This is a genomic window from Albimonas marina (genome assembly GCF_029223255.1).
Taxonomy (GTDB): domain Bacteria; phylum Pseudomonadota; class Alphaproteobacteria; order Rhodobacterales; family Rhodobacteraceae; genus Albimonas.
Genome location: NZ_JARHUC010000001.1, coordinates 110,854 through 129,589, shown reverse-complemented (window position 1 = coordinate 129,589; position 18,736 = coordinate 110,854). Strand labels below are relative to the sequence as shown.

The window sequence follows — 18,736 nt, the reverse complement described above, 5'->3', positions numbered from 1 at the left end:
CCCCGCCGCGGCGCCGTGGGGAGCGCCGGCCGGCGACGCGTGCAACGAATTCTGGGGATGATGCAGCGATGACGCATGTTCTGGTGACCGGCGCGGGGGGCTACATCGGCACCACGCTCGTTCCGATGCTGCTCGAGGCCGGGCATACCGTCCGCGCCGTGGACCGCTTCTTCTTCGGGCGCGAGCTGCTGCCGCCGCAGCCGGGCCTCGAGATCGTGATCGAGGACACCCGCGTCCTGCCCGAGCATCTGCTCGAAGGCATCGACGCCGTGATCGACCTGGTGGCGATCTCGAACGACCCCTCGGGGGAGCTGTTCCAGAACGCCACCATGCAGATCAACCGCGACAGCCGGGTGCGCACCGCCGAACTGGCCAAGAAGGCCGGCGTGAAGCGCTACGTGCTGCCCTCCTCCTGCTCGATCTACGGCTTCCAGGAGCCGGGCGTGATCGCGACCGAGGAGACGCCGACCAACCCGCTGACCACCTACGCCCGGGCCAACGAGATGGCCGAGCAGGCGATCCTGCCGCTGAACGGCGACGGCTTCACCGCGGTGGTGCTGCGCCAGGCGACCGTCTACGGCCTGTCCCCGCGGATGCGCTTCGACCTCGCGATCAACGGCATGACCTACGGCGCGTGGAAGACCGGCAAGCTGCCGCTGATGCGCGACGGCTCCCAGTGGCGGCCGATGGTGCATGTGCGCGACACCGCCTCGGCGCAGATCTTCATGCTCGACGCCCCGGCCGAGACGGTCGGCGGCCAGATCTTCAACGTCGGGTCCGAGGAGAACAACTACCAGCTGGGCCCGCTGGGCGAGCTGGTCGCCTCCTACGTGCCGCGCGACGTGACGATCGAGTGGTACGGCGACGCGGACGTCCGCTCCTACCGCGTCGGCTTCGAGAAGATCGAGAGCCTGGGCTGGAAGGCGCAGCGCACCGCCAAGGACGGCGTGATCGAGATCTGCGCGGCGCTGGAATCGGGCGCGCTGGACAAGACCACGCAGACCATCACGCTCGACTGGTACAAGACGCTCGCCGACTGGCACCGCCGCATCAAGGAGGTCGAGCTCCACGGCGGGATCATCGAGATATGAAGGTCCTCCTGCTGGGCCCGAACGGCCAGCTGGGCCATGACCTTCAGGCGGCCCACGCCGCCGCGCCGGGGGGGATCGAGCTGATCCCTTTCGGCCGCGACAAGCTGGACGTCTCGGCCCCCGCGGGGATCGCCGAGACGCTGGCCGGGGTCGAGTTCGACGCGCTGGTCAACTGCACCTCCTATCACAAGACCGACGAGGTCGAGGACGCAGGGACCCTGGCGATGGCGGTCAACGCCCACGCGCCCCAGCAGATGGCGAAGGTCTGCGCCGACCGCGGCGCGCGGTTCCTGCACGTCTCGACCGACTACGTCTTCGGCGGCGACCGTGCGCGGAGCACGCCGCTGCCCGAGGACGCGCCCACCGCCCCGGTGAACGTCTACGGCGCCTCCAAGGCCTTCGGCGAGACGCTGGCCACGCTGGCGGGCCAGCCCACGATCCTGCGCGTCGCCTCCCTCTACGGCGTGGCGGGGGCGAGCGGGAAGGGCGGCAACTTCGTCGAGACGATGATCCGCTTCGGCCGCGAGCGCGGGGCGCTGAAGGTGGTCGACGACCAGCGGATGTCGCCCACGGCCACCGCCGACATCGCCGCCGTGATCCTGCGGATGCTGAGCGAGGGCGCCGAGCCGGGCCTGTGGCACGTCGCCGGCGGCGGCGAGGCCACCTGGTTCGAGTTCGCCTGCGAGATCGTCCGCCAGGCGGGCGTGAAGGCCGAGATGACCCCCTGCACCTCCGCCGAATTCCCCACCCGCGCCCTGCGCCCGGGCTACTCGGTGCTGGACACGTCCAAGCTGGCGGCGGCCTTCGCGCCGATGCCTGACTGGCGAGACAGCCTCGCGCGATACCTGCGGGCCAAGGGCCACGTTGCCTGAGCTGGGCTCCCGCCCGCGTTCCGCGGGCGAGACGGAGAGGAGGCGCCCTGCGGGCGGGCTTGGGCCCGCGGCTGGGGGCGCGCCCGGATGGGGGAGGGCGGGAGCCTCCGGCGGGCTCCTGACTCACCAAAGAACAGGGGCCGCGCCTGTCCTTCGGATCCGTCTCTCGCTGAAGATGCCTGAGCGAGTCGCCGGGAGGGGTCAAGGACAAGCCCCGCGCAGTGCGCGGGGTCGCTTCGCGATCCTGGACCCCTCCCGGCGACTCGCTCTTCACGGCATCAGCGAGAGACGGCTCCGAAGAACAGGCGCTTCGCGCGGACCTGCGGATGTGGCGCCGGGGCGCCTGGTTGGGCCGAGGGCGGGTGCGCGGGTCAGGCGCGGGGGTGGGCCTTCTCATAGATCTCCATCAGGCGGGCCTCGTCCAGGCCGGTGTAGACCTGCGTGGTGCTGAGCGAGGCGTGGCCCAGGAGCTCTTGGATCGCGCGTAGGTCGCCGCCGGCCTTCAGGAGGTGGGTGGCGAAGCTGTGGCGCAGCGCGTGCGGGGTGGCGGTCGCGGGCAGGCCCAGCCGGGCGCGGGCGTCGGCCATGCGCAGCTGGATGATCCGGGGGGAGAGGGGGCCGCCGCGGGCGCCCAGGAACAGGGCGCCGTCGCCGGCGGTCTCGGGATACGGGACGGTCTCCAGGTACCAGTCCACCGCGGCGCGGGCCGCGGGCAGGACCGGGACCAGGCGCTCCTTCCCGCCCTTGCCGCGGATGCGCAGGACCTCGGGCAGGGGGGCGTCGGCGCGGCGCAGGGACAACGCCTCGGAGATGCGCAGGCCGCAGCCGTAGAGCAGCGTCAGCACCGCGGCGTCGCGCGCGGCGATCCAGTCGGGGGCGTCGGCGGCCTCGGCGTCCGCGATCAGCGCGCGCGCGCCGTCCTCGGAGACCGGGCGCGGCAGGCGGGCGGGCGCCCTGGGGCCGCGGGCGGCCAGCACCGCGGGCGCCTCGATCCCCTCGGCGTCGCCCAGCCAGCGGAAGAAGCCCCGCACCGCCGACAGCGCCCGGCGCAGCGATCGGGAGGAGAGGCCGCGCCCCCGCTCCCGCGCCATCCAGGCGCGCAGCTCGCCCTGGCCGGTCGCGGCCAGCGAGGCGGGCGTCAGCGGGCCGCCGTGGTGGTCGCGCAGGAAGCCTAGGAAGCCCGCCACGTCATGGCGATAGGCCTCGATCGTGGCGGGGGCGGCGCCGCGCACGGCGCCGGCCTGGTCCAGCCAGCGGACCAGCAGGGCCGCGGCGGGGTCGAGGGGGAGGGCGCTCAGCCCTTCGCCCACGGCCGCAGGGCGCGCGCCACCACCGCGCCCAGAAACTCCAGCAGGTCGCCGGCCTGGTCGGGGCCGAAGCGCTCGGCGTCCCGGGCGCCGAAGGCCAGCAGGCCCGGCGCGGCGTCGCCCGCGAACTCCAGCCGCACCAGCGCCTCGGAGCCCATGGCGACCCCCTCGGGACCGTAGAGCCGGGCGCAGTCCGGATCCGTGGCGCGCAGCACCACCGGGCGGAACGGCCCGTCCTCGTCCGCGCCCATGTAGCGGGCGACCCCGCCCACCCCCAGCGCGGTCAGCGGCGGCTGCGGCGGGTCGCCGGCGCCCTCGCGCTCGATCCCCACGCGCACCAGGTCCACGCCCAGGATCGGCGGCATCACCCGCGACAGCACGTGCAGCACGCCCTCGAGGTCGTCGGGCTCCAGCACCGCCAGCGCGGCGCGGTGGATCGACTCGGTCACCGCGAGGTTGTCGTAGGCCGCGGCGACGACCGAGCGGTGCGTCTCCTCCAGCCGGCCGAGGCGATTCTCCAGCCGGTCGACCAGCGCGCCGCGCAGGTCCACCACCTGCCGCCCCGCGCCGGTCTGATCGGCATGGGCGCGGAGGAGGGCCTGCACCATCGCCTCGTCGTCGAGCACGGCCTCGGGCGCGGCGAGCACCGCGGCGCGCAGCGCCTCGACGTCCGGCGCGCCCGCGGCGGGCTCCGACGCGGCGGGGCGGTGGGCCTTGCCCTCCTCCCCCGACATCAGATCGACTGCCCGGTCTTGGCCCAGTCGGCCATGAAGCCGTCGAGGCCCTTGTCGGTCAGCGGATGCTGGGCCAGCAGCTTCAGGACGTTCGGCGGCATCGTGCCCACGTCGGCGCCGATCAGGGCGGCCTGCTTCACGTGGTTCACGGTGCGGATCGACGCGGCCAGGATCTCGGTCTCGTAGCCGTAGTTGTCGTAGATCTGCCGGATCTCGGCGATCAGCTCCATGCCGTCGAGGTTGATGTCGTCCAGCCGGCCGATGAAGGGGGAGATGAAGGTCGCCCCCGCCTTGGCCGCCAGCAGCGCCTGGTTGGCCGAGAAGCACAGCGTGACGTTGACCATCTTGCCTTCGTCCGTCAGGACCTTGCAGGCCTTCAGCCCGTCCCACGTGAGGGGAACCTTGACCGCGATGTTCTCGGCGATCTTGGCCAGCTTGCGGCCCTGCTCGATCATCTCGTCGGCCTTCAGCGCCGTCACCTCGGCGCTGACCGGGCCCTCGACGATGTCGCAGATCTCTTTCGTGACCTCGAGGATGTCGCGGCCCGACTTGGCGATCAGGGAGGGGTTGGTGGTGACCCCGTCCACGAGGCCGCTGTCGGCGAGCTCGCGGATCGCGTCCACCTCGGCCGTATCGACGAAGAATTTCATGAGTTCGCGCCTGATTCCGTCCCGGGTTCCCGTCGCCTGTCACCCCCGGCCCGGGCCCGGGGGGCGGGCTTGGGCGGACCATACTCCAGACGCGGGGGAGAGGCCACGCGCCCGGGCGCAACGTCGCAGCCCCCCGTGGGGGGGCGTTGCATGACGGACTCAGGCGGTCCGCGCACCGGCGACCTGTTCGGCGACGGCGTCCCCGACGGCCCCGCGCCCGAGGGCGGCTGGCCCGAGGGCACGCCGGTCGCGGTGCTGGTCCCGATCCCGGTCGACCGCACGCTCGACTATCTCGCGCCCCCGGGGGGCTGCGCGCCGGGCGACTGGCTGGAGGTCGAGATCGGCCCCCGCGCCATGGTGGCGCTGTGCTGGGGCGAGGGCTCGGGCGAGGTCGCGCGCGGCAAGCTGCGCCCCGCGCTGCGCCGGCTGGACCTGCCGCCGGTGACCGGGGAGATGCGGGCGTTCCTCGAGAAGGCCGCCGACTACACGCTGACCGACTTCGGGATGATGGCGCGCCTCGCCTCCCGCGCGCCGGGGCTGCGGGAGGCGCCGGGCGCCCGCCGCGCCCTGCGCCGGGGGGGCGAGCCGCCGGCCCGCCTCACCCCCGCCCGCGAGAAGGTCCTGGAGCTGGTCGAGGCGGAACCCGACCGCCTGTGGCTGCCCATGGAGCTCGCGCGCGAGGCCGGCGTCTCCTCCGCCGTGCTGAAGGGCCTGGAGAACGCCGGCGCGCTCGAATCGGTCGAGGTGCCGCGGGACCGGCCCTATGCGCCGCTCGACCCCTCCGCCCCGCGCCGCCCCCTCTCCGACGCTCAGGCCGAGGGGGCGGAGGCGTTGCGCGGCAAGGTGGCAGCGGCATGCGAGGCGGGGCGATTCTCGGCGACGCTGCTGCACGGCGTCACCGGCTCGGGCAAGACCGAGGTCTATCTCGAGGCGGTGGCCGAGTGCCTCTCGCGCGGCCGCCAGGCGCTGGTGCTGCTGCCCGAGATCGCGCTGACCTCGGCCTTCCTCGCCCGCTTCCGCGAGCGTTTCGGCGCGCCCCCGGCCGAATGGCACTCGGCGGCGCCCGAGATCGAGCGGCGGCGCTGCTGGCGCGCGGCGGCCTCGGGCGAGGCGCAGGTGGTCGTCGGCGCCCGCTCGGCCCTGTTCCTGCCCTTCGCCGACCTCGGCCTGATCGTCGTGGATGAGGAGCACGACGGCGCCTACAAGCAGGAGGACGGCGCGCTTTACCACGCCCGCGACATGGCGGTGCTGCGCGGCTCGCTGGGGCGGGCGGCGGTGGTGCTGGCCTCGGCGACCCCCTCGCTGGAGACCTGGGTGAACGCGCGGGCCGGGCGCTATGACCGGGTGGACCTGCCCGAACGCTTCGGCCCCGCCGTCCTGCCCGAGATCAAGGCGCTCGACCTGCGCGACTGCGCGCCGGAGACGGGGCGCTGGATCTCGGAGCCGCTGGCGGCCGCGGTGGCGGAACGCCTGCAGCGGGGGGAGCAGTCGCTCCTCTTCCTCAATCGCCGCGGCTATGCGCCCCTGACCATGTGCCGGGCCTGCGGCGACCCGGTGATGTGCCCCCATTGCGACGCTTGGCTGGTCGAGCATCGCAGGCGCGGCCGCATGGTCTGCCACCAGTGCGGGCACGAGGCGCCGATCCCCTCCGCCTGCCCCACCTGCAAGCGGGAGGACAAGCTGGCCCTGATCGGCCCGGGCGTGGAGCGACTGGCCGAGGAGGCGCAGGAGCGGTTCCCCGACGCCCGCATCGCCATCCTCAGCTCCGACATGGCCGAGAGCGCGGGCGCCGTGAAGGCCCGCGTCGAGGCCATCGCCAACGGCGAGGCGGACCTGGTGATCGGCACCCAGCTCGTCGCCAAGGGCCACAACTTCCCGCTGCTGACGCTGGTGGGGGTGATCGACGCCGACCTCGGCCTGCGCGGCGGCGACCTGCGGGCGGGGGAGCGGACCTTCCAGCTGCTGCGCCAGGTCGCGGGGCGCGCCGGGCGCGCCGACCGCCCCGGCGAGGCGCTGCTCCAGACCTACGCCCCCGAGCATCCCGCCATCGAGGCGCTGCTGTCCGGCGACGAGGAGACCTTCCTCGAGACCGAGGCCGTCGCCCGGCGCGAGGCCGGCGCGCCCCCCTTCGGCCGCTACGCCGCCGCCATCGTCTCGGGCCCGCACGAGGATCGCGTCTGGCGCACGGCCGAGGCGCTGGCGCGCGAGCACGCCCGCCTCGCCCCCGCCCATGCCGAGCTGCTGGGCCCCGCCCCCTCGCCGATCTACCGGGTGCGGGGGCGGTTCCGGGTGCGCCTGCTGGTGAAGGCCCCGCGCGGCCCGGCCCTGCAGCCCGCCCTGCGCGCCTGGCGCGCCGCCGTGCGCCCCGAACCGCAGGTGACGGTGCGCATCGACGTGGACCCGCAGAGCTTCCTCTGACGCGCCCGCAGGGGGGACGGACCGACGTCCGCGCCGCCGCCGCGGCCACCCGCGGCGCAGAAAAGCTACGGCCGCCTTATTGCCTTTCGCCCCCTGCTGCGCCATGTTGCACTGCAACCCGCGGCTGTCTTGCCGCCCGGTCAGGTGCTCCCGAATGTCTTTCTGCGACGCGTCCTCCGAGACGATCCCTTCCGCCACGTCCCGTCGGCCCGAATTCCCGCGCGTCGCGCTGCTGGCGCTGGGCGGGGCCTATTTCGTGCTGGGCTGCGCCTCCCTCGGCGCGGTGGGCATGGTCGAGGAGATCCAGGCGGGCCTGGGCGTCTCCGCCGCCGCGGTGGCGAGCCTGGTGACCGTCTTCTCCGTCGTCTACGCCCTGACCGCCCCCGCCGCCCAGGCCGTCGCCGGCCACCTGCGCCGCCGCGCCGCCATCGCCGGCGGGCTGACCGCCATCGCGGCGGGCTGCGTGATCTCGGCCGCCGCGCCCTCCTACCCCGTGCTCGTCGCCGCCCGCCTGCTGATGGGCCTGGGCGCCGCGATGACCGGACCGTTCCTGACCGCCGCCGCCGCCACCCTGGTCGCGCCCGAGGACCGGGCCCGCGCGCTGGCGCTGGTGTTCGGCGGCGTCACCGCCTCCTCCGTCCTGGGCGTGCCGCTCGCCTCCTTCCTCGCGCAGACGATGGGCTGGCGCTGGGCCTGGGGGGCGCTGGCGCTGGCCGCGGTGATCTGCGCGGTGATCGTGTGGCAGCTGCTGCCGCGGGCCAACAAGGGCGCGCGCGCCTCCATCGCCACGCTGACGGCGGTGCTGCGCAACCGGCCGCTGGCGATGACGGTGGCGGCCTGCGGCGCCTCGGTGGTCGGCATGTTCTCGACCTACGCCCTGATCGCGGTGTGGCTGTCCGAGGTCGGCGGCATCCAGGCCTCGATGATCCCGCCGATGCTGTTCATGTTCGGCGTCGGCGGCATCGCGGGCAACGCGCTCGCCGCCAGCGCGGTCGGCGCCTTCGGCGCCCGCGGCGCCGCGCTCGCCTCGATGATCGCGAGCCTCTTCGTGATGGTCATGCTCCCCTTCGCCGCAGGCTGGCCGGGCTGGGCGATGATCGCGCTGATGACCGTCTGGGCCGGCGCCGGCATGATGATCATGGTCCCGGTGCAGAGCCTGCTGGTCGCCCTCGACCCCGAGCGGGCGCCGCTGTCGCTGGCGCTCAACAGCTCGGCCGTCTACCTCGGCATGGCCGTGGGCGCGACGGTGGCCGGCGCGGTCTACGAGGCCGTGGGCCCCGAGATCCTGCCCTTCGGCTCCGCCGGCATGATGCTGGTCGCCATCGCCCTGCTGGCCTTCTCGGCCGGCCGCGTCGTCGGGCGCGATTGACCGGGCGCCCCCGCGCGGGCTTGGGTGGCGGCCCCGCCGCCCCTTCGTCCCGCCCGGAGGCTCCATGATCCCGACCCGCGCGCCCTACCGCCGGCCCGCCCGATGACCGCCCCGCGCCTGATCTGCGACCTCGACGGCACGCTCGCCGACAGCGCCCCCAGCCTCTGCGCGGCGGGCAACCGGCTGCTGGCCTCGCTGGGCCGCCCGCCGGTGACGGTCGAGACCTACAAGGGCTTCGTCGGCCGCGGCCAGCGCGTGCAGGTCGAGCGGCTGCTGACCCACTCGGGCGGCGTGCCCGGCGGCGACGTCACGCCGTTCCTCGCCGCCTTCCGCGAAAGCTACGACCCGCTCGAGGCCTCCACCCCCTATCCCGGCGCCGTCGAGGCGCTGGCGAGCCTCGCGGCCGAGGGTTGGCGCCTCGCGGTCTGCACCCAGAAGCCCGTCGCCAAGGCCCGCCGCCTGCTGGAGGGCCTGGGCTTCGCGGTCGAGCACATCGTGGGCGGCGACAGCGTGCGCGGCCCCGACGGGCAGGAGGTGCTGAAGCCCGACCCCCGCGTGATCGCCGCCGCGCTCGCGCCGCTGGGCGAGGGCCCCGCGGCCTATGTCGGCGACAGCGAGACCGACGCCGAGACCGCGCACGCCGCGGGCCTGCCGTTCCTGCTCCACCTCGACGGCTACCGCCACGGCCCGGCCGAGGCGCTGGACCCCGCCGCGTCCTTCGCCGATTTCGCCGAACTGCCCGCGCTCGCCCGCCGCGTCGTCGGGCTGGGCTGACGCGCGGCGCGCGCGGCCCCCAACCGACCGGCCGACCGGCCGGGCCGATTGCGCGCCCGCGGGGGCCCGCCTAATCTGGCGGAGTCCCACGCGAAAGGCCCTCCGCATGATCCAGACCCTCGCCCTCGCCGGCCTCTCGGCCCGCGCCGAGATCCGCGTCGACCGCTGGGGCCTGCCCCACATCAAGGCCGGGAGCCTCGAGGACCTGTTCTTCGCGCAGGGCGCCAACGCCGCCCGCGACCGGCTCTGGCAGATCGACCTCTGGCGCAAGCGCGGGCTGGGGCGGCTGGCGGCGTCCTTCGGGCCCGGCTTCCTCGAGCAGGACAAGGCCGCCCGCGCCTTCCTCTACCGCGGCGACATGGCCCCGGAATGGGCCGCCTACGGCCCTGACGCCGAGATGATCTGCACCCGCTTCGCCGCCGGCATCAACGCCTGGATCGACGCGATCGAGGCGGGCGACGCCCCCCTCCCCCCCGAATTCGCGATGACCGGCACGACGCCCGAGCGTTTCGCGCCGGAGGACCTGGTCCGCATCCGCTCCCACGCCCTGACGCGCAATGCGCTCTCGGAGGTGATCCGCGCCCAGGTGCTGGCGAAGGCCGGGGCGGAGACCGACCTCCTGCGCCGCAACCTCGAACCCCCGGTCGAGGCCGGCGAGCCGCCGATCCCCCATGCGGAGGTCCCGCTGGAGGCGCTGGATTTCTTCCGCCTCGCCACCGCCCCCGTCACCTTCCCGGCCGAGCGCATGACCTGCCCTCTGGAGCAGGCCGGCAAGTGGCGCAAGGTCGACGAGCTGGAGGGGGTGGTGGCCGACGCCGCCTGGACCGGGTCGAACAACTGGGCCGTCTCGGGCCTGCGCACCGCCACCGGCCGGCCGATCCTGGCGGGCGATCCGCACCGGGCCCACGGCCTGCCGTCGCTGCGCTACCTCGTCCACCTCACCGCGCCGGGGCTGGACGTGATCGGGGCGGGAGAGCCCTCGATGCCCGGCATCTGCATGGGCCACAACGGGCAGGGCGCCTTCGCCCTGACCATCTTCGGCACGGACCAGGAGGACGTCTACGTCTACGACCTGGACGAGGCCGGCCGCTACCGCGGCCCCGACGGCTGGGCGCAGGTCGAGCGGGCGGAGGAGGTCTTCGAGATCGCCGGCCACGCGCCCCAGACCCACGCCCTCGAATTCACCTGCCACGGCCCCGTCCTGCTGCGCGACCGCGGCCGCCTCTTCGCCCTGCGCTCGGTGTGGTTCGAGCCGGGCTCGGCCGCCTATTTCGGCGGGCTCTCGACCATGCGCGCCCGCTCGGTCGACGAATTCCGCGAGGCGCTGAGGCGCTTCGGCGCCCCCTCGCTGAACCACGTCTGGGCGGACGTGGAGGGCGACATCTGCTGGCAGCCCGCCGGCATCGTCCCCGTGCGCCGGAACTGGACCGGCCTGCTGCCCGCGAAGGGCGACGGCACGAACGAGTGGGAGGGGTTCCATCCCCTCGAAGCCCTGCCGCACGCGGTGAACCCCGCGCGGGGCTTCGTCCACTCCGCCAACGAGTTCAACCTGCCCGAGGGCTACGACCAGACCGAGACCCAGATCGGCTTCGAGTGGCTGGAGAGCACCCGCGCCGACCGCATCGCCGCCGTGCTCTCGGCCGACCCGGCGCACACGGTGGCCGCGAGCCAGGCGCTGCAGACCGACGTCGTCTCCCTGCCCACCCGGCGCATCCTGGCGCTGGTCGCGGGACTGCCGGCGGGCACGCCGGGGCGGTCGCTGCTGGCGGACTGGGACGGCGCATACCGGGCGGATTCCGCCGCGGCCCTGCTGATGGGCTGGTGGTGGACGCGCCGGCTGAAGGCCGCGCTCTTCGCCCGGCTCGCGCCGCAGGTCCCCGCCGTGCTCTTCGCCCCCGGCGACGTCGAGGGCATCGTGCAGGCGCTCGAATCCCCCGACGCCCGCTTCGGCCCCGACCCCGTCGTCGCCCGCGACGCCCTGATGGCCGAGACCCTGGCCCAGGCCCATGCCGACGTGGCCGAGCGCTTCGGCGCCGACGAGGCCGCCTGGCGCTGGGGCGACCTCCACCAAGGGCATTTCGAGCATCCGCTGTCCGCCCGCGACGCCGCGCTCGACATCGGCCCCCTGCCGATGGGGGGCGACTACACGACGGTGATGATGGCGGCCTATCGCGGAACCGACTTCGGGGTGATCGCCGGCGCCTCGGTCCGCTTCGTGGTGGACGTGGGCGACTGGGACGCCTCGGTCTGCATCAACGCGCCGGGGCAGTCCGGCGACCCGGCCTCCCCCCACTACCGCGACCTGGCCCCCCTGTGGGCGAAGGGCGACTACGTGCCCTTCCTCTACACCGACGCGGCGGTCGAGGCGGCGGTGGACTTCCGGGTGACCCTGACGCCGGGCTGAGGGCGCGGCGCCCGGGGCGCCGAGCGCTTCAGCCGACGGCGGCCTCCCGTCGGGCCAGCGCGGCCTCGAGGTCCGGCGTCGCCGCCAGAAGTTCGCGCGTGTAGGGGTGCTGGGGGTCGGAGAAGACGGCTTCGGTCTCGCCCGCCTCCACGATCCTGCCCTTGCGCATCACCATCACCCGGTCGGTGATCGCGCGCACCACGTGCAGGTCGTGGCTGATGAACAGGTAGGAGACGTCGAGCGTCTCCGACAGCTCCGCCAGCAGGTCCAGGATCCGCGCGCGGACCGAGACGTCGAGCGCCGAGACCGCCTCGTCCAGCACCACCAGCTTCGGCTCGGTGATCAGCGCGCGGGCGATGGCGATGCGCTGGCGCTGGCCGCCCGAGAACTCGTGCGGATACTTGTCGGCGTCGGCGGCCTTCAGGCCCACGCGCTCCAGCAGCGCCTCGACCCGGCGGCGACGCTCGGCGCGCGGGGGCTTGGGGTCGACCAGGTGGAAGGGCTCGGCCACCAGGTCGGCGACCTTCCAGCGGGGATCGAAGCTGCCGTAGGGGTCCTGGAACACCACCTGCACGTCGCGCCGCGCCTCGGAGGGGGCGGAGGGGCCGAAGGGGCGGCCGACCAGCGCGATCTCGCCGGACTGCACGCCCTCGAGCCCCAGGATCGCGCGGCTCAGGGTGGACTTGCCGCAGCCGCTCTCCCCCACCAGGCCGACGTTCTCGCCGGCGCGAATGCTCAGGTCCACGCCGTCGACGGCGCGGAACAGGCGGCGCGCCTCGAAGATGCGCTTGCGGGGCAGGCGGTAGTCGCGCACCACCCCGCGCACGCCGAGAACCTCCGCCCCCGGCGGGCGCGCGTGGCGGGCGGGGCGGTGGGTCGAGGCCGCGAACAGCGCCTTGGTGTAGGGATGCGACATGGCGCGGAACAGGGGCGCGGTCTCCCCGGCCTCGACCACCTCGCCGTCCTTCATGATCGCGATGCGGTCGGCCATGTCGGCCACCACGGCGAGGTCGTGGGTGATCATCATCAGCCCCGCCCCGTCCTCCTTCGCCAGCCGCTTCAGCAGGTCGAGGATCACCGCCTGCGTGGTGACGTCGAGCGCGGTGGTCGGCTCGTCGGCGATCAGCAGGCGCGGGCGCAGGGCGACGGCCATGGCGATCACCACCCGCTGGCGCTGCCCGCCCGACAGGTCGTGGGGGTAGCGGTCCAGCGGGAACTGCTCCGCCGGCAGGCCGGCGCGGGCCAGCGCCTCGACGGCGGCGGCGCGGGGATCGCGGGCCTCGCCATGGATGCGGATCACCTCGGCCACCTGCTCGCCGATGGTCTTCAGCGGGTTCAGCGCGGTCATCGGCTCCTGGAAGACCATGCCGATGCGCGCCCCGCGCATGTGGCACATCTCCCGCTCCCCGAAGGCCGAGATCAGCTCCCCGTCCAGGCGGATCGCGCCCGAGGTCGCGGCCTGCCCCGGCAGCAGCCGCATCACCGACAGCGCGGTCATCGACTTGCCCGAGCCGCTCTCCCCCACCAGGCCCAGGCACTCCCCCGGCTCGATGCGCAGGGAGACGTCCTTCAGGATCGGCACGCCGCCGATCTCGAGGTTCAGACGCTCGATCTCCAGCAGGCTCATCGCGCGCGCCTCAGCTTGGGGTCCAGCCAGTCGCGCAGCCCGTCGCCCATCAGGTTCAGCCCCAGCACCGTCAGCACGATGGCGAGGCCGGGGAAGATCGCGAACCACGGCGCGACGTAGATCATCGTCTGCGCGTCCGACAGCATCCGCCCCCAGGAGGGCAGCGGCGGCTGCGCGCCCAGCCCCAGGTAGCTCAGCCCCGCCTCGGCGAGGATGGCCAGCGAGAACTGGATCGTCGCCTGCACGATCAGCAGGTTGAGGATGTTGGGCAGGATGTGCTCGGCCGAGATCCGCGCCAGCCCCTTGCCCGAGGTGCGCGCCGCCAGGATGTACTCCCGCGTCCACAGGCTGAGCGCGGCCCCGCGGGCGAGCCGCGCGAAGACCGGCACGTTGAAGATGCCGATGGCCAGGATCGCGTTCACCGCCCCCGGCCCCAGCGTCGCCGTAAACAGGATCGCCAGCAGCAGGGCGGGGAAGGCGAAGACCAGGTCGTTGAAGCGCATGATCAGCTCGTCGTACCACGCGCCCCGCCGCGCGGCGGCGAGCAGCCCCAGCGGCACCCCGAAGACCGCGCCGATGCCCACGGCCACCAGCGCCACCGCGATCGAGGTGCGCGCGCCCACCATCACCATCGAGAAGATGTCCCGCCCGAAATGGTCGGTCCCGAACCAGTACTCGGCCCCCGGCGGCTTCAGCCGGGCGGCGACGGCCATCTTCTCGACGTCGAAGGGGGTCCAGACGTAGCTGATCAGGGCGGCGGCGATGAACAGCGACGACAGGATCGCGCCCACCACCAGCGAGGCCGAGACCCTCATCGCCGCCCCTCCCGCAGGCGGGGGTCGACGATGGCGTAGGCCATGTCCACCAGCAGCGTGACGATGACCACCGCGAAGACCATCAGCACGATCACCGACTTCACCACGATCAGGTCCCGCTGGGCGACGCCCTGGAACACCAGCCGGCCGAGGCCGGGCAGGAAGAACACGTTCTCGATGATGATCGCCCCGGTGATCAGGAAGCTGAACTGCATGCCGATGATGGTCAGCACCGGGATCAGCGCGTTGCGCAGCGCGTGCCGGCGCAGGGCCTGCGCGCGGGTCAGCCCCTTGGCGCGCGCGGTGCGCACGTAGTCCTCGTTCATCGCGTCGAGCAGGGACGAGCGCATGATCCGCGTCAGGATCGCCGCCTGCGGCAGGGCCAGCGCGATGGCCGGCAGGGTCAGCGACTTCATCGCCGCCCAGAAGCCCGCGTCCCACCCCGGGAAGCCGCCCGCCTGGAACATCTGCAGCATCGAGGCGAACAGGATCACCAGCAGCATCGCGAACCAGAAGTTCGGCACCGCGATGCCGATCTGGGTGATGCCCATGATGGTGATGTCGGCGGGCGAGTTCCGCCGCGCCGCCGCCGCGATGCCCGCCGGAATGGCGATCAGCGTCGACAGGGTCAGCGCGTAGATCGTCAGCGGCAGGGTCACCACCAGCCGCTCGAGCACCAGCTCGGTCACCGGGGTCTTGTAGGTGTAGGAGGTGCCGAAATCGCCGCGCAGCATGTCGCCCATCCAGGCGAAATAGCGCTCGACCACCGGGGCGTTCAGGCCCAGCTGCTCGCGCAGCGCCTCCACCGCGGCGGGGTCGGCGTTCATGCCCATCATGGTCAGCGCCGGATCGCCGGGGACGACCTCCAGCAGCAGGAAGATCGCGACCGTGGCGGCGAGGAGCGTCAGCGCGAGCGTGAAGGCGCGCTGCAGGAGAAAGGCTGTCATTCGGCGAGATCGTCGAAGGCGCGGGCGTAGGAGAGCTCACCCTCGCCGCGCAGCGCGCCGGGCGTCAATTCCAGCGCCATCAGGAAGGGCCCCGCGAAGGGCGTGGCGTATCCGCGCGCCTTCTCGGGGGAGAAGCCGAAGCGGGTGTAATAGGGCGGATCGCCCAGCACGAAGACGGCCGAGGCGCCGCGCGTGCGCGCCTCCTCCAGCCCCCGGCGGATCAGGGCGCCGCCGATGCCGTTTCCGTGGAGGTCCGGGCGCACCGAGATCGGGGCGAGGCCCAGCGCCCCCTGCGGCGCGCGCATCGGCGAGAACATCACGTGGCCCGCGATGCGCCCGTCGACCTCGGCCACCAGGGCGATGGCGGCGTCCCCCTCCTCGTGCAGGCGGGTGACCAGGCGGGCCTCGTCCTCGCGTCCGAAGGCGGCCTCGACCACGCGGCGCACGGCGTCGTGGTCGGCCTCGGTCTCGTGGCGCAGGCGCATGGCGGGTCTCCCGGTCGGCGGCGCGTGAGCGGCCTCGGGGCGCGAGAATGGCAGGGAAATCCGGGCGCGTCGATGCGGGCGGAGGAGGATGCGCGCGGCGCGACGCGATGTCTTCGTCTCAGGCAGGGGGAGGGCCGCGCCGACGCCCCGCCCCGGCCTCGGCTCCCGCCCGCCCACCCCGGCCGAGACCGGAGCGGGGCGCCGGCGCGGCCGGGCGCGACGGGCGGCCGGGGATCGGCGGCCGCTCAGCGCGCCGAGACGTGGGTCGAGGTGAGGTCGAGCAGCACCTTGCCGTCGGGCCCCGAGACCAGCGTGCGCACGGTCGACACCCGCCGGCCCTTCTTCACCCAGGTCGCCTCGCCCATCAGCACGCCGTCGTTGCGGTTCGACAGAAGCTGCGCGTTCAGCGTCACCGCCACGGGGAAGGAGGCCATGCCCGCCTCGACCTCGCCGTCGCCGAAGACGTGGCGGGTGGCGATCACGTCGGCGAACCAGATCAGCGCGCCGGCGTGCACGGTGCCGAACGGGTTGAGGATGCCGGGCTGCACCGGCATCTCGCCCAGGGTCCGCGCGTCCGAGATCGAGGTGACCGTGAAGTCGATCGTTCCGTGCAGGGCGTAGGCTTCCGTCATCGGGCGCTCCTCCTCCGTCGCCGGGCGGCGGTCGAGCCGCGGCCGGGGCGAGCCTCGGGCGCCGCGGGGCGGCTGTCCACCCGGATCGCGCGGCCGGCGCCGGCCGGAAAGACGAACGCCCCGCCGCGGCCTGCGGCGGGGCGTCCGGACCCTCGGACGGGGCGGGCGTCAGGCGTGGATCGCGCCGTCGCCGCAGGCCAGCGCCGCCTCGCGCACCGCCTCGGAGAAGGTGGGGTGCGCGTGGCAGGTGCGGGCGAGATCCTCGGCCGCGGCGCCGAACTCCATCGCCACGCAGACCTCGTGGATCAGGTCGCCGGCGGCCGGGCCCATGATGTGGCAGCCCAGGATCCGGTCGGTCTCCTTGTCCGCGAGGATCTTCACGAAGCCGTCGGCCACCAGGTTCGCCTTGGCGCGGCCGTTGCCCATGAAGGGGAACTTGCCGACCTTGTAGGCGCGGCCCTCTTCCTTCAGCTGCTCCTCGGTCTTGCCGACGGCGGCGACCTCGGGGGAGGTGTAGATGACCGAGGGGATCACGTCGTAGTTCACATGCCCCGCCTGGCCGGCGATGATCTCGGCCACCGCGCCGCCCTCGTCCTCGGCCTTGTGGGCGAGCATCGGGCCGGCGATCACGTCGCCGATGGCGTAGCAGCCGTCGAGCCGGGTCTTGAAGTGCTCGTCCACCACGATGCGCCCGCGGTTGTCGAGCTCGATCCCCATGTCGTCGAGCCCCAGGCCCTCGGTGTAGGGCTTGCGGCCGGTGGCGACGAGGACGACGTCGCACTCCATCGTCTTCTCTTGGTCGTTCTTGCGCAGCTTGTAGGTGACGGTCAGGCGCTCGCCCTTCTCGACCGACTGCACCGCGGCGCCGAGGGTGAAGTCGATGCCCTGCTTCTTCAGCGTGCGCTGGAAGGTCTTGCAGATCTCGCCGTCCATGCCGGGGGTGATCTGGTCGAGATACTCGATGACCGAGACCTCGGCGCCCAGCCGATGCCAGACGGAGCCGAGCTCGAGCCCGATCACGCCCGCGCCGATCACCACCAGCTTCTTGGGAACCTCCTTCAGCTCCAGCGCGCCGGTGGAGCTCACGATCCGCTCCTCGTCCAGCTCCACGAAGGGCGGCACGGCGACGTCGGAGCCGGTGGCGATGACGATGTTCTTGGCCTTGTAGACGCCCTCGGACTCGCCCGAGACGGTGACCTCGCCCTTGGCGGTGATCTTCCCGTAGCCCTTCAGCCAGGTCACCTTGTTCTTCTTGAACAGGAACTCGATGCCCTGGGTGTTGGAGTCGATCACGCCCTGCTTGTAGTCGAGCATCTTGGCCACATCGACCGAGACGTCGCCGACCGTGATGCCCATCTTGGCGAAGTTGCCCTGGGTCTCATGCACCAGCTCGGAGCTGTGCAGCAGCGCCTTCGAGGGGATGCAGCCCACGTTCAGGCAGGTGCCGCCCAGCGTGCCGCGTCCCTCGACGCAGGCGGTCTTCAGGCCCAGCTGGGCCGCGCGGATCGCGCAGTAGTAGCCGCCGGGGCCGCCGCCGATGACGACCAGGTCGAATTCGGTTTCGGACATGGGTCCTCCTTGCGGGTCTTCGCCCGCGGGTTCGGGCCGCGCGCTCTCAGCCGAGCAGCGCGACGAGGATCATAATGAGCGCGGCGCCATTGCCCACCGCGAAGATGAGAGAGCGGCCGGGGGTCCAGCCGAAGGCGTAGGCGGGCACGTAGAGCACGCGCGCCGCCAGCCAGATCCAGGCGCAGGCCGCCGTCAGCGGCGAGGCCGCGCCCAGCAGCGTGACGCTGACCGCCGCCACCCCGTAGAAGAGCAGCGATTCATGCATGTTCGACAGCGCCCGCTGCAGCCGCCCGGCCTTGCCGTGCAGCTCCAGCGGCTCGTCGCGCGGGCCCATGGTCTTGTCGGGGCCCAGCTGCAGGTTGGCCGGGATCGCCATCAGCACGAACTGCGCGAACAGCAGCAGGCCGCCGAGCGCCAGCACCACGATCTCGGGTCCGCCGAGGGGGACGGTTTCGGACATCTTCAGGTTCCCTTCGGTCCATGCCATTCGGCGGCCGCGTCGTACGCCGCCGCCCGCGTCGCCCTGTCGTGGCGGAGCATCGCGAGAGTGCAGGCGCCGATCATCAGGCCGCCCAGCGACTGACTCGCAACGCCCACCGGGATCGACCCCAGGCGCGCCAGCAGGCCGGGCAAGCTCCCATCCCCCTCGCCGAGCGCCCTGGGCGGGCCCCAGTAGACCAGCCAGAAGACCAGGGCGCAGCCGCCGAACAGCAGCGCCAGGATCCGCAAGTCCTTCAGGGTCGGCTTTGCGCCGCGCGCGTCGCCTTTCCGTGGCGCATCCGGCAGGCGGTGGAGCAGCAGGCTCGCGCCGGCCCCGAATAACGGGGCGAACGCCGCCAGGGCGCCGGCGCGATGGGGGGAGGCGTTCAGCCAGTCGTGGGCCGCGGGCCAGAGGCGGCGGGCCGCCTCCGTCCCTGGAAGCAGGACCGCGAGCGCCATGACGATCGCCAGCGTGGCCACGATCAGAACGCCCTCGTCCTTGGTGGTCCAGGGCGGCGCCTCGCGCGGCGCGGGGTCGGGACGGGAGAGGGTGTCCTGCATC

Annotated in this window: 17 protein-coding genes; 6 read left to right on the top strand and 11 right to left on the bottom strand. The window is 73.5% G+C overall.

Annotated features, from left to right (window positions below):
* Positions 1-68: 68 nt before the first annotated feature.
* Positions 69-1,091 carry an NAD-dependent epimerase/dehydratase family protein gene (locus P2H44_RS00555; RefSeq protein ID WP_275761463.1) on the top strand — a complete coding sequence of 341 codons (1,023 nt, stop codon included), beginning with the start codon at positions 69-71 and terminating at the stop codon, positions 1,089-1,091.
* Positions 1,088-1,963 (top strand): dTDP-4-dehydrorhamnose reductase, encoded by an 876-nt coding sequence (rfbD, locus tag P2H44_RS00550; RefSeq protein ID WP_275761462.1) that lies wholly within the window; start codon positions 1,088-1,090, stop codon positions 1,961-1,963. Before P2H44_RS00555 ends, rfbD begins: the two co-directional genes overlap by 4 nt.
* A 371-nt stretch (positions 1,964-2,334) precedes the next feature.
* Here rfbD and P2H44_RS00545 read toward each other — a convergent pair whose 3' ends face one another.
* From P2H44_RS00545 to fsa, 3 genes are read right to left on the bottom strand one after another with little or no spacing between them, the layout of a single operon-like run.
* Positions 2,335-3,273 (bottom strand): tyrosine recombinase XerC, encoded by a 939-nt coding sequence (locus P2H44_RS00545; RefSeq protein ID WP_275761461.1) that lies wholly within the window; start codon positions 3,271-3,273, stop codon positions 2,335-2,337.
* Positions 3,258-4,004, bottom strand: a complete 747-nt coding sequence (locus tag P2H44_RS00540) for a DUF484 family protein (protein ID WP_275761460.1) — start codon at positions 4,002-4,004, stop codon at positions 3,258-3,260. Before P2H44_RS00540 ends, P2H44_RS00545 begins: the two co-directional genes overlap by 16 nt.
* Positions 4,004-4,654 carry a fructose-6-phosphate aldolase gene (gene fsa / locus P2H44_RS00535; RefSeq protein WP_275761459.1) on the bottom strand — a complete coding sequence of 217 codons (651 nt, stop codon included), beginning with the start codon at positions 4,652-4,654 and terminating at the stop codon, positions 4,004-4,006. The genes P2H44_RS00540 and fsa overlap by 1 nt, the downstream gene beginning before the upstream one ends.
* A 150-nt stretch (positions 4,655-4,804) precedes the next feature.
* Between fsa and P2H44_RS00530 the strand changes: the two genes are divergently transcribed.
* The 4 genes from P2H44_RS00530 (at position 4,805) to P2H44_RS00515 (ending at position 11,619) form a co-directional block, all read left to right on the top strand.
* Positions 4,805-7,072 (top strand): primosomal protein N', encoded by a 2,268-nt coding sequence (locus P2H44_RS00530; RefSeq protein WP_275761458.1) that lies wholly within the window; start codon positions 4,805-4,807, stop codon positions 7,070-7,072.
* A gap of 154 nt (positions 7,073-7,226) precedes the next feature.
* The gene (locus tag P2H44_RS00525; RefSeq protein ID WP_275761457.1) at positions 7,227-8,441 is read left to right on the top strand and encodes an MFS transporter; all 1,215 of its coding nucleotides are present in this window, start codon (positions 7,227-7,229) and stop codon (positions 8,439-8,441) included.
* A 102-nt stretch (positions 8,442-8,543) separates the two neighbouring features.
* The gene (locus tag P2H44_RS00520) at positions 8,544-9,215 is read left to right on the top strand and encodes an HAD hydrolase-like protein (protein WP_275761456.1); all 672 of its coding nucleotides are present in this window, start codon (positions 8,544-8,546) and stop codon (positions 9,213-9,215) included.
* 106 nt (positions 9,216-9,321) lie between these two features.
* Entirely contained in the window at positions 9,322-11,619 is a 2,298-nt protein-coding gene (locus tag P2H44_RS00515) for a penicillin acylase family protein (RefSeq protein WP_275761455.1), read from the top strand.
* Between the two features lie 28 nt (positions 11,620-11,647).
* On the opposite strand, the gene P2H44_RS00510 is transcribed toward P2H44_RS00515, so the two are convergent.
* The 8 genes from P2H44_RS00510 to P2H44_RS00475 form a co-directional block, all read right to left on the bottom strand.
* Complete coding sequence (locus P2H44_RS00510) at positions 11,648-13,246, bottom strand: ABC transporter ATP-binding protein (RefSeq protein WP_275761454.1); 1,599 nt, start codon at positions 13,244-13,246, stop codon at positions 11,648-11,650.
* A complete protein-coding gene (locus P2H44_RS00505; protein ID WP_275761453.1) occupies positions 13,243-14,061 on the bottom strand; it encodes an ABC transporter permease in 819 nt (272 codons plus the stop codon). Before P2H44_RS00505 ends, P2H44_RS00510 begins: the two co-directional genes overlap by 4 nt.
* Entirely contained in the window at positions 14,058-15,008 is a 951-nt protein-coding gene (locus P2H44_RS00500; RefSeq protein WP_275761452.1) for an ABC transporter permease, read from the bottom strand. The genes P2H44_RS00505 and P2H44_RS00500 overlap by 4 nt, the downstream gene beginning before the upstream one ends.
* Positions 15,005-15,493, bottom strand: a complete 489-nt coding sequence (locus tag P2H44_RS00495) for a GNAT family N-acetyltransferase (RefSeq protein ID WP_275761451.1) — start codon at positions 15,491-15,493, stop codon at positions 15,005-15,007. Before P2H44_RS00495 ends, P2H44_RS00500 begins: the two co-directional genes overlap by 4 nt.
* A 245-nt stretch (positions 15,494-15,738) precedes the next feature.
* Positions 15,739-16,125, bottom strand: coding sequence for a PaaI family thioesterase (locus tag P2H44_RS00490; RefSeq protein ID WP_275761450.1), 387 nt, complete (start codon positions 16,123-16,125; stop codon positions 15,739-15,741).
* Positions 16,126-16,293: 168 nt separating this feature from the next.
* Positions 16,294-17,694 carry a dihydrolipoyl dehydrogenase gene (gene lpdA / locus P2H44_RS00485; protein WP_275761449.1) on the bottom strand — a complete coding sequence of 467 codons (1,401 nt, stop codon included), beginning with the start codon at positions 17,692-17,694 and terminating at the stop codon, positions 16,294-16,296.
* A 46-nt stretch (positions 17,695-17,740) separates the two neighbouring features.
* Complete coding sequence (locus P2H44_RS00480; RefSeq protein ID WP_275761448.1) at positions 17,741-18,154, bottom strand: MAPEG family protein; 414 nt, start codon at positions 18,152-18,154, stop codon at positions 17,741-17,743.
* 2 nt (positions 18,155-18,156) lie between these two features.
* On the bottom strand, positions 18,157-18,735 hold the full coding sequence (locus P2H44_RS00475) for a hypothetical protein (RefSeq protein ID WP_275761447.1): 579 nt from the start codon (positions 18,733-18,735) through the stop codon (positions 18,157-18,159).
* Between the last annotated feature and the right edge of the window lies 1 nt (position 18,736).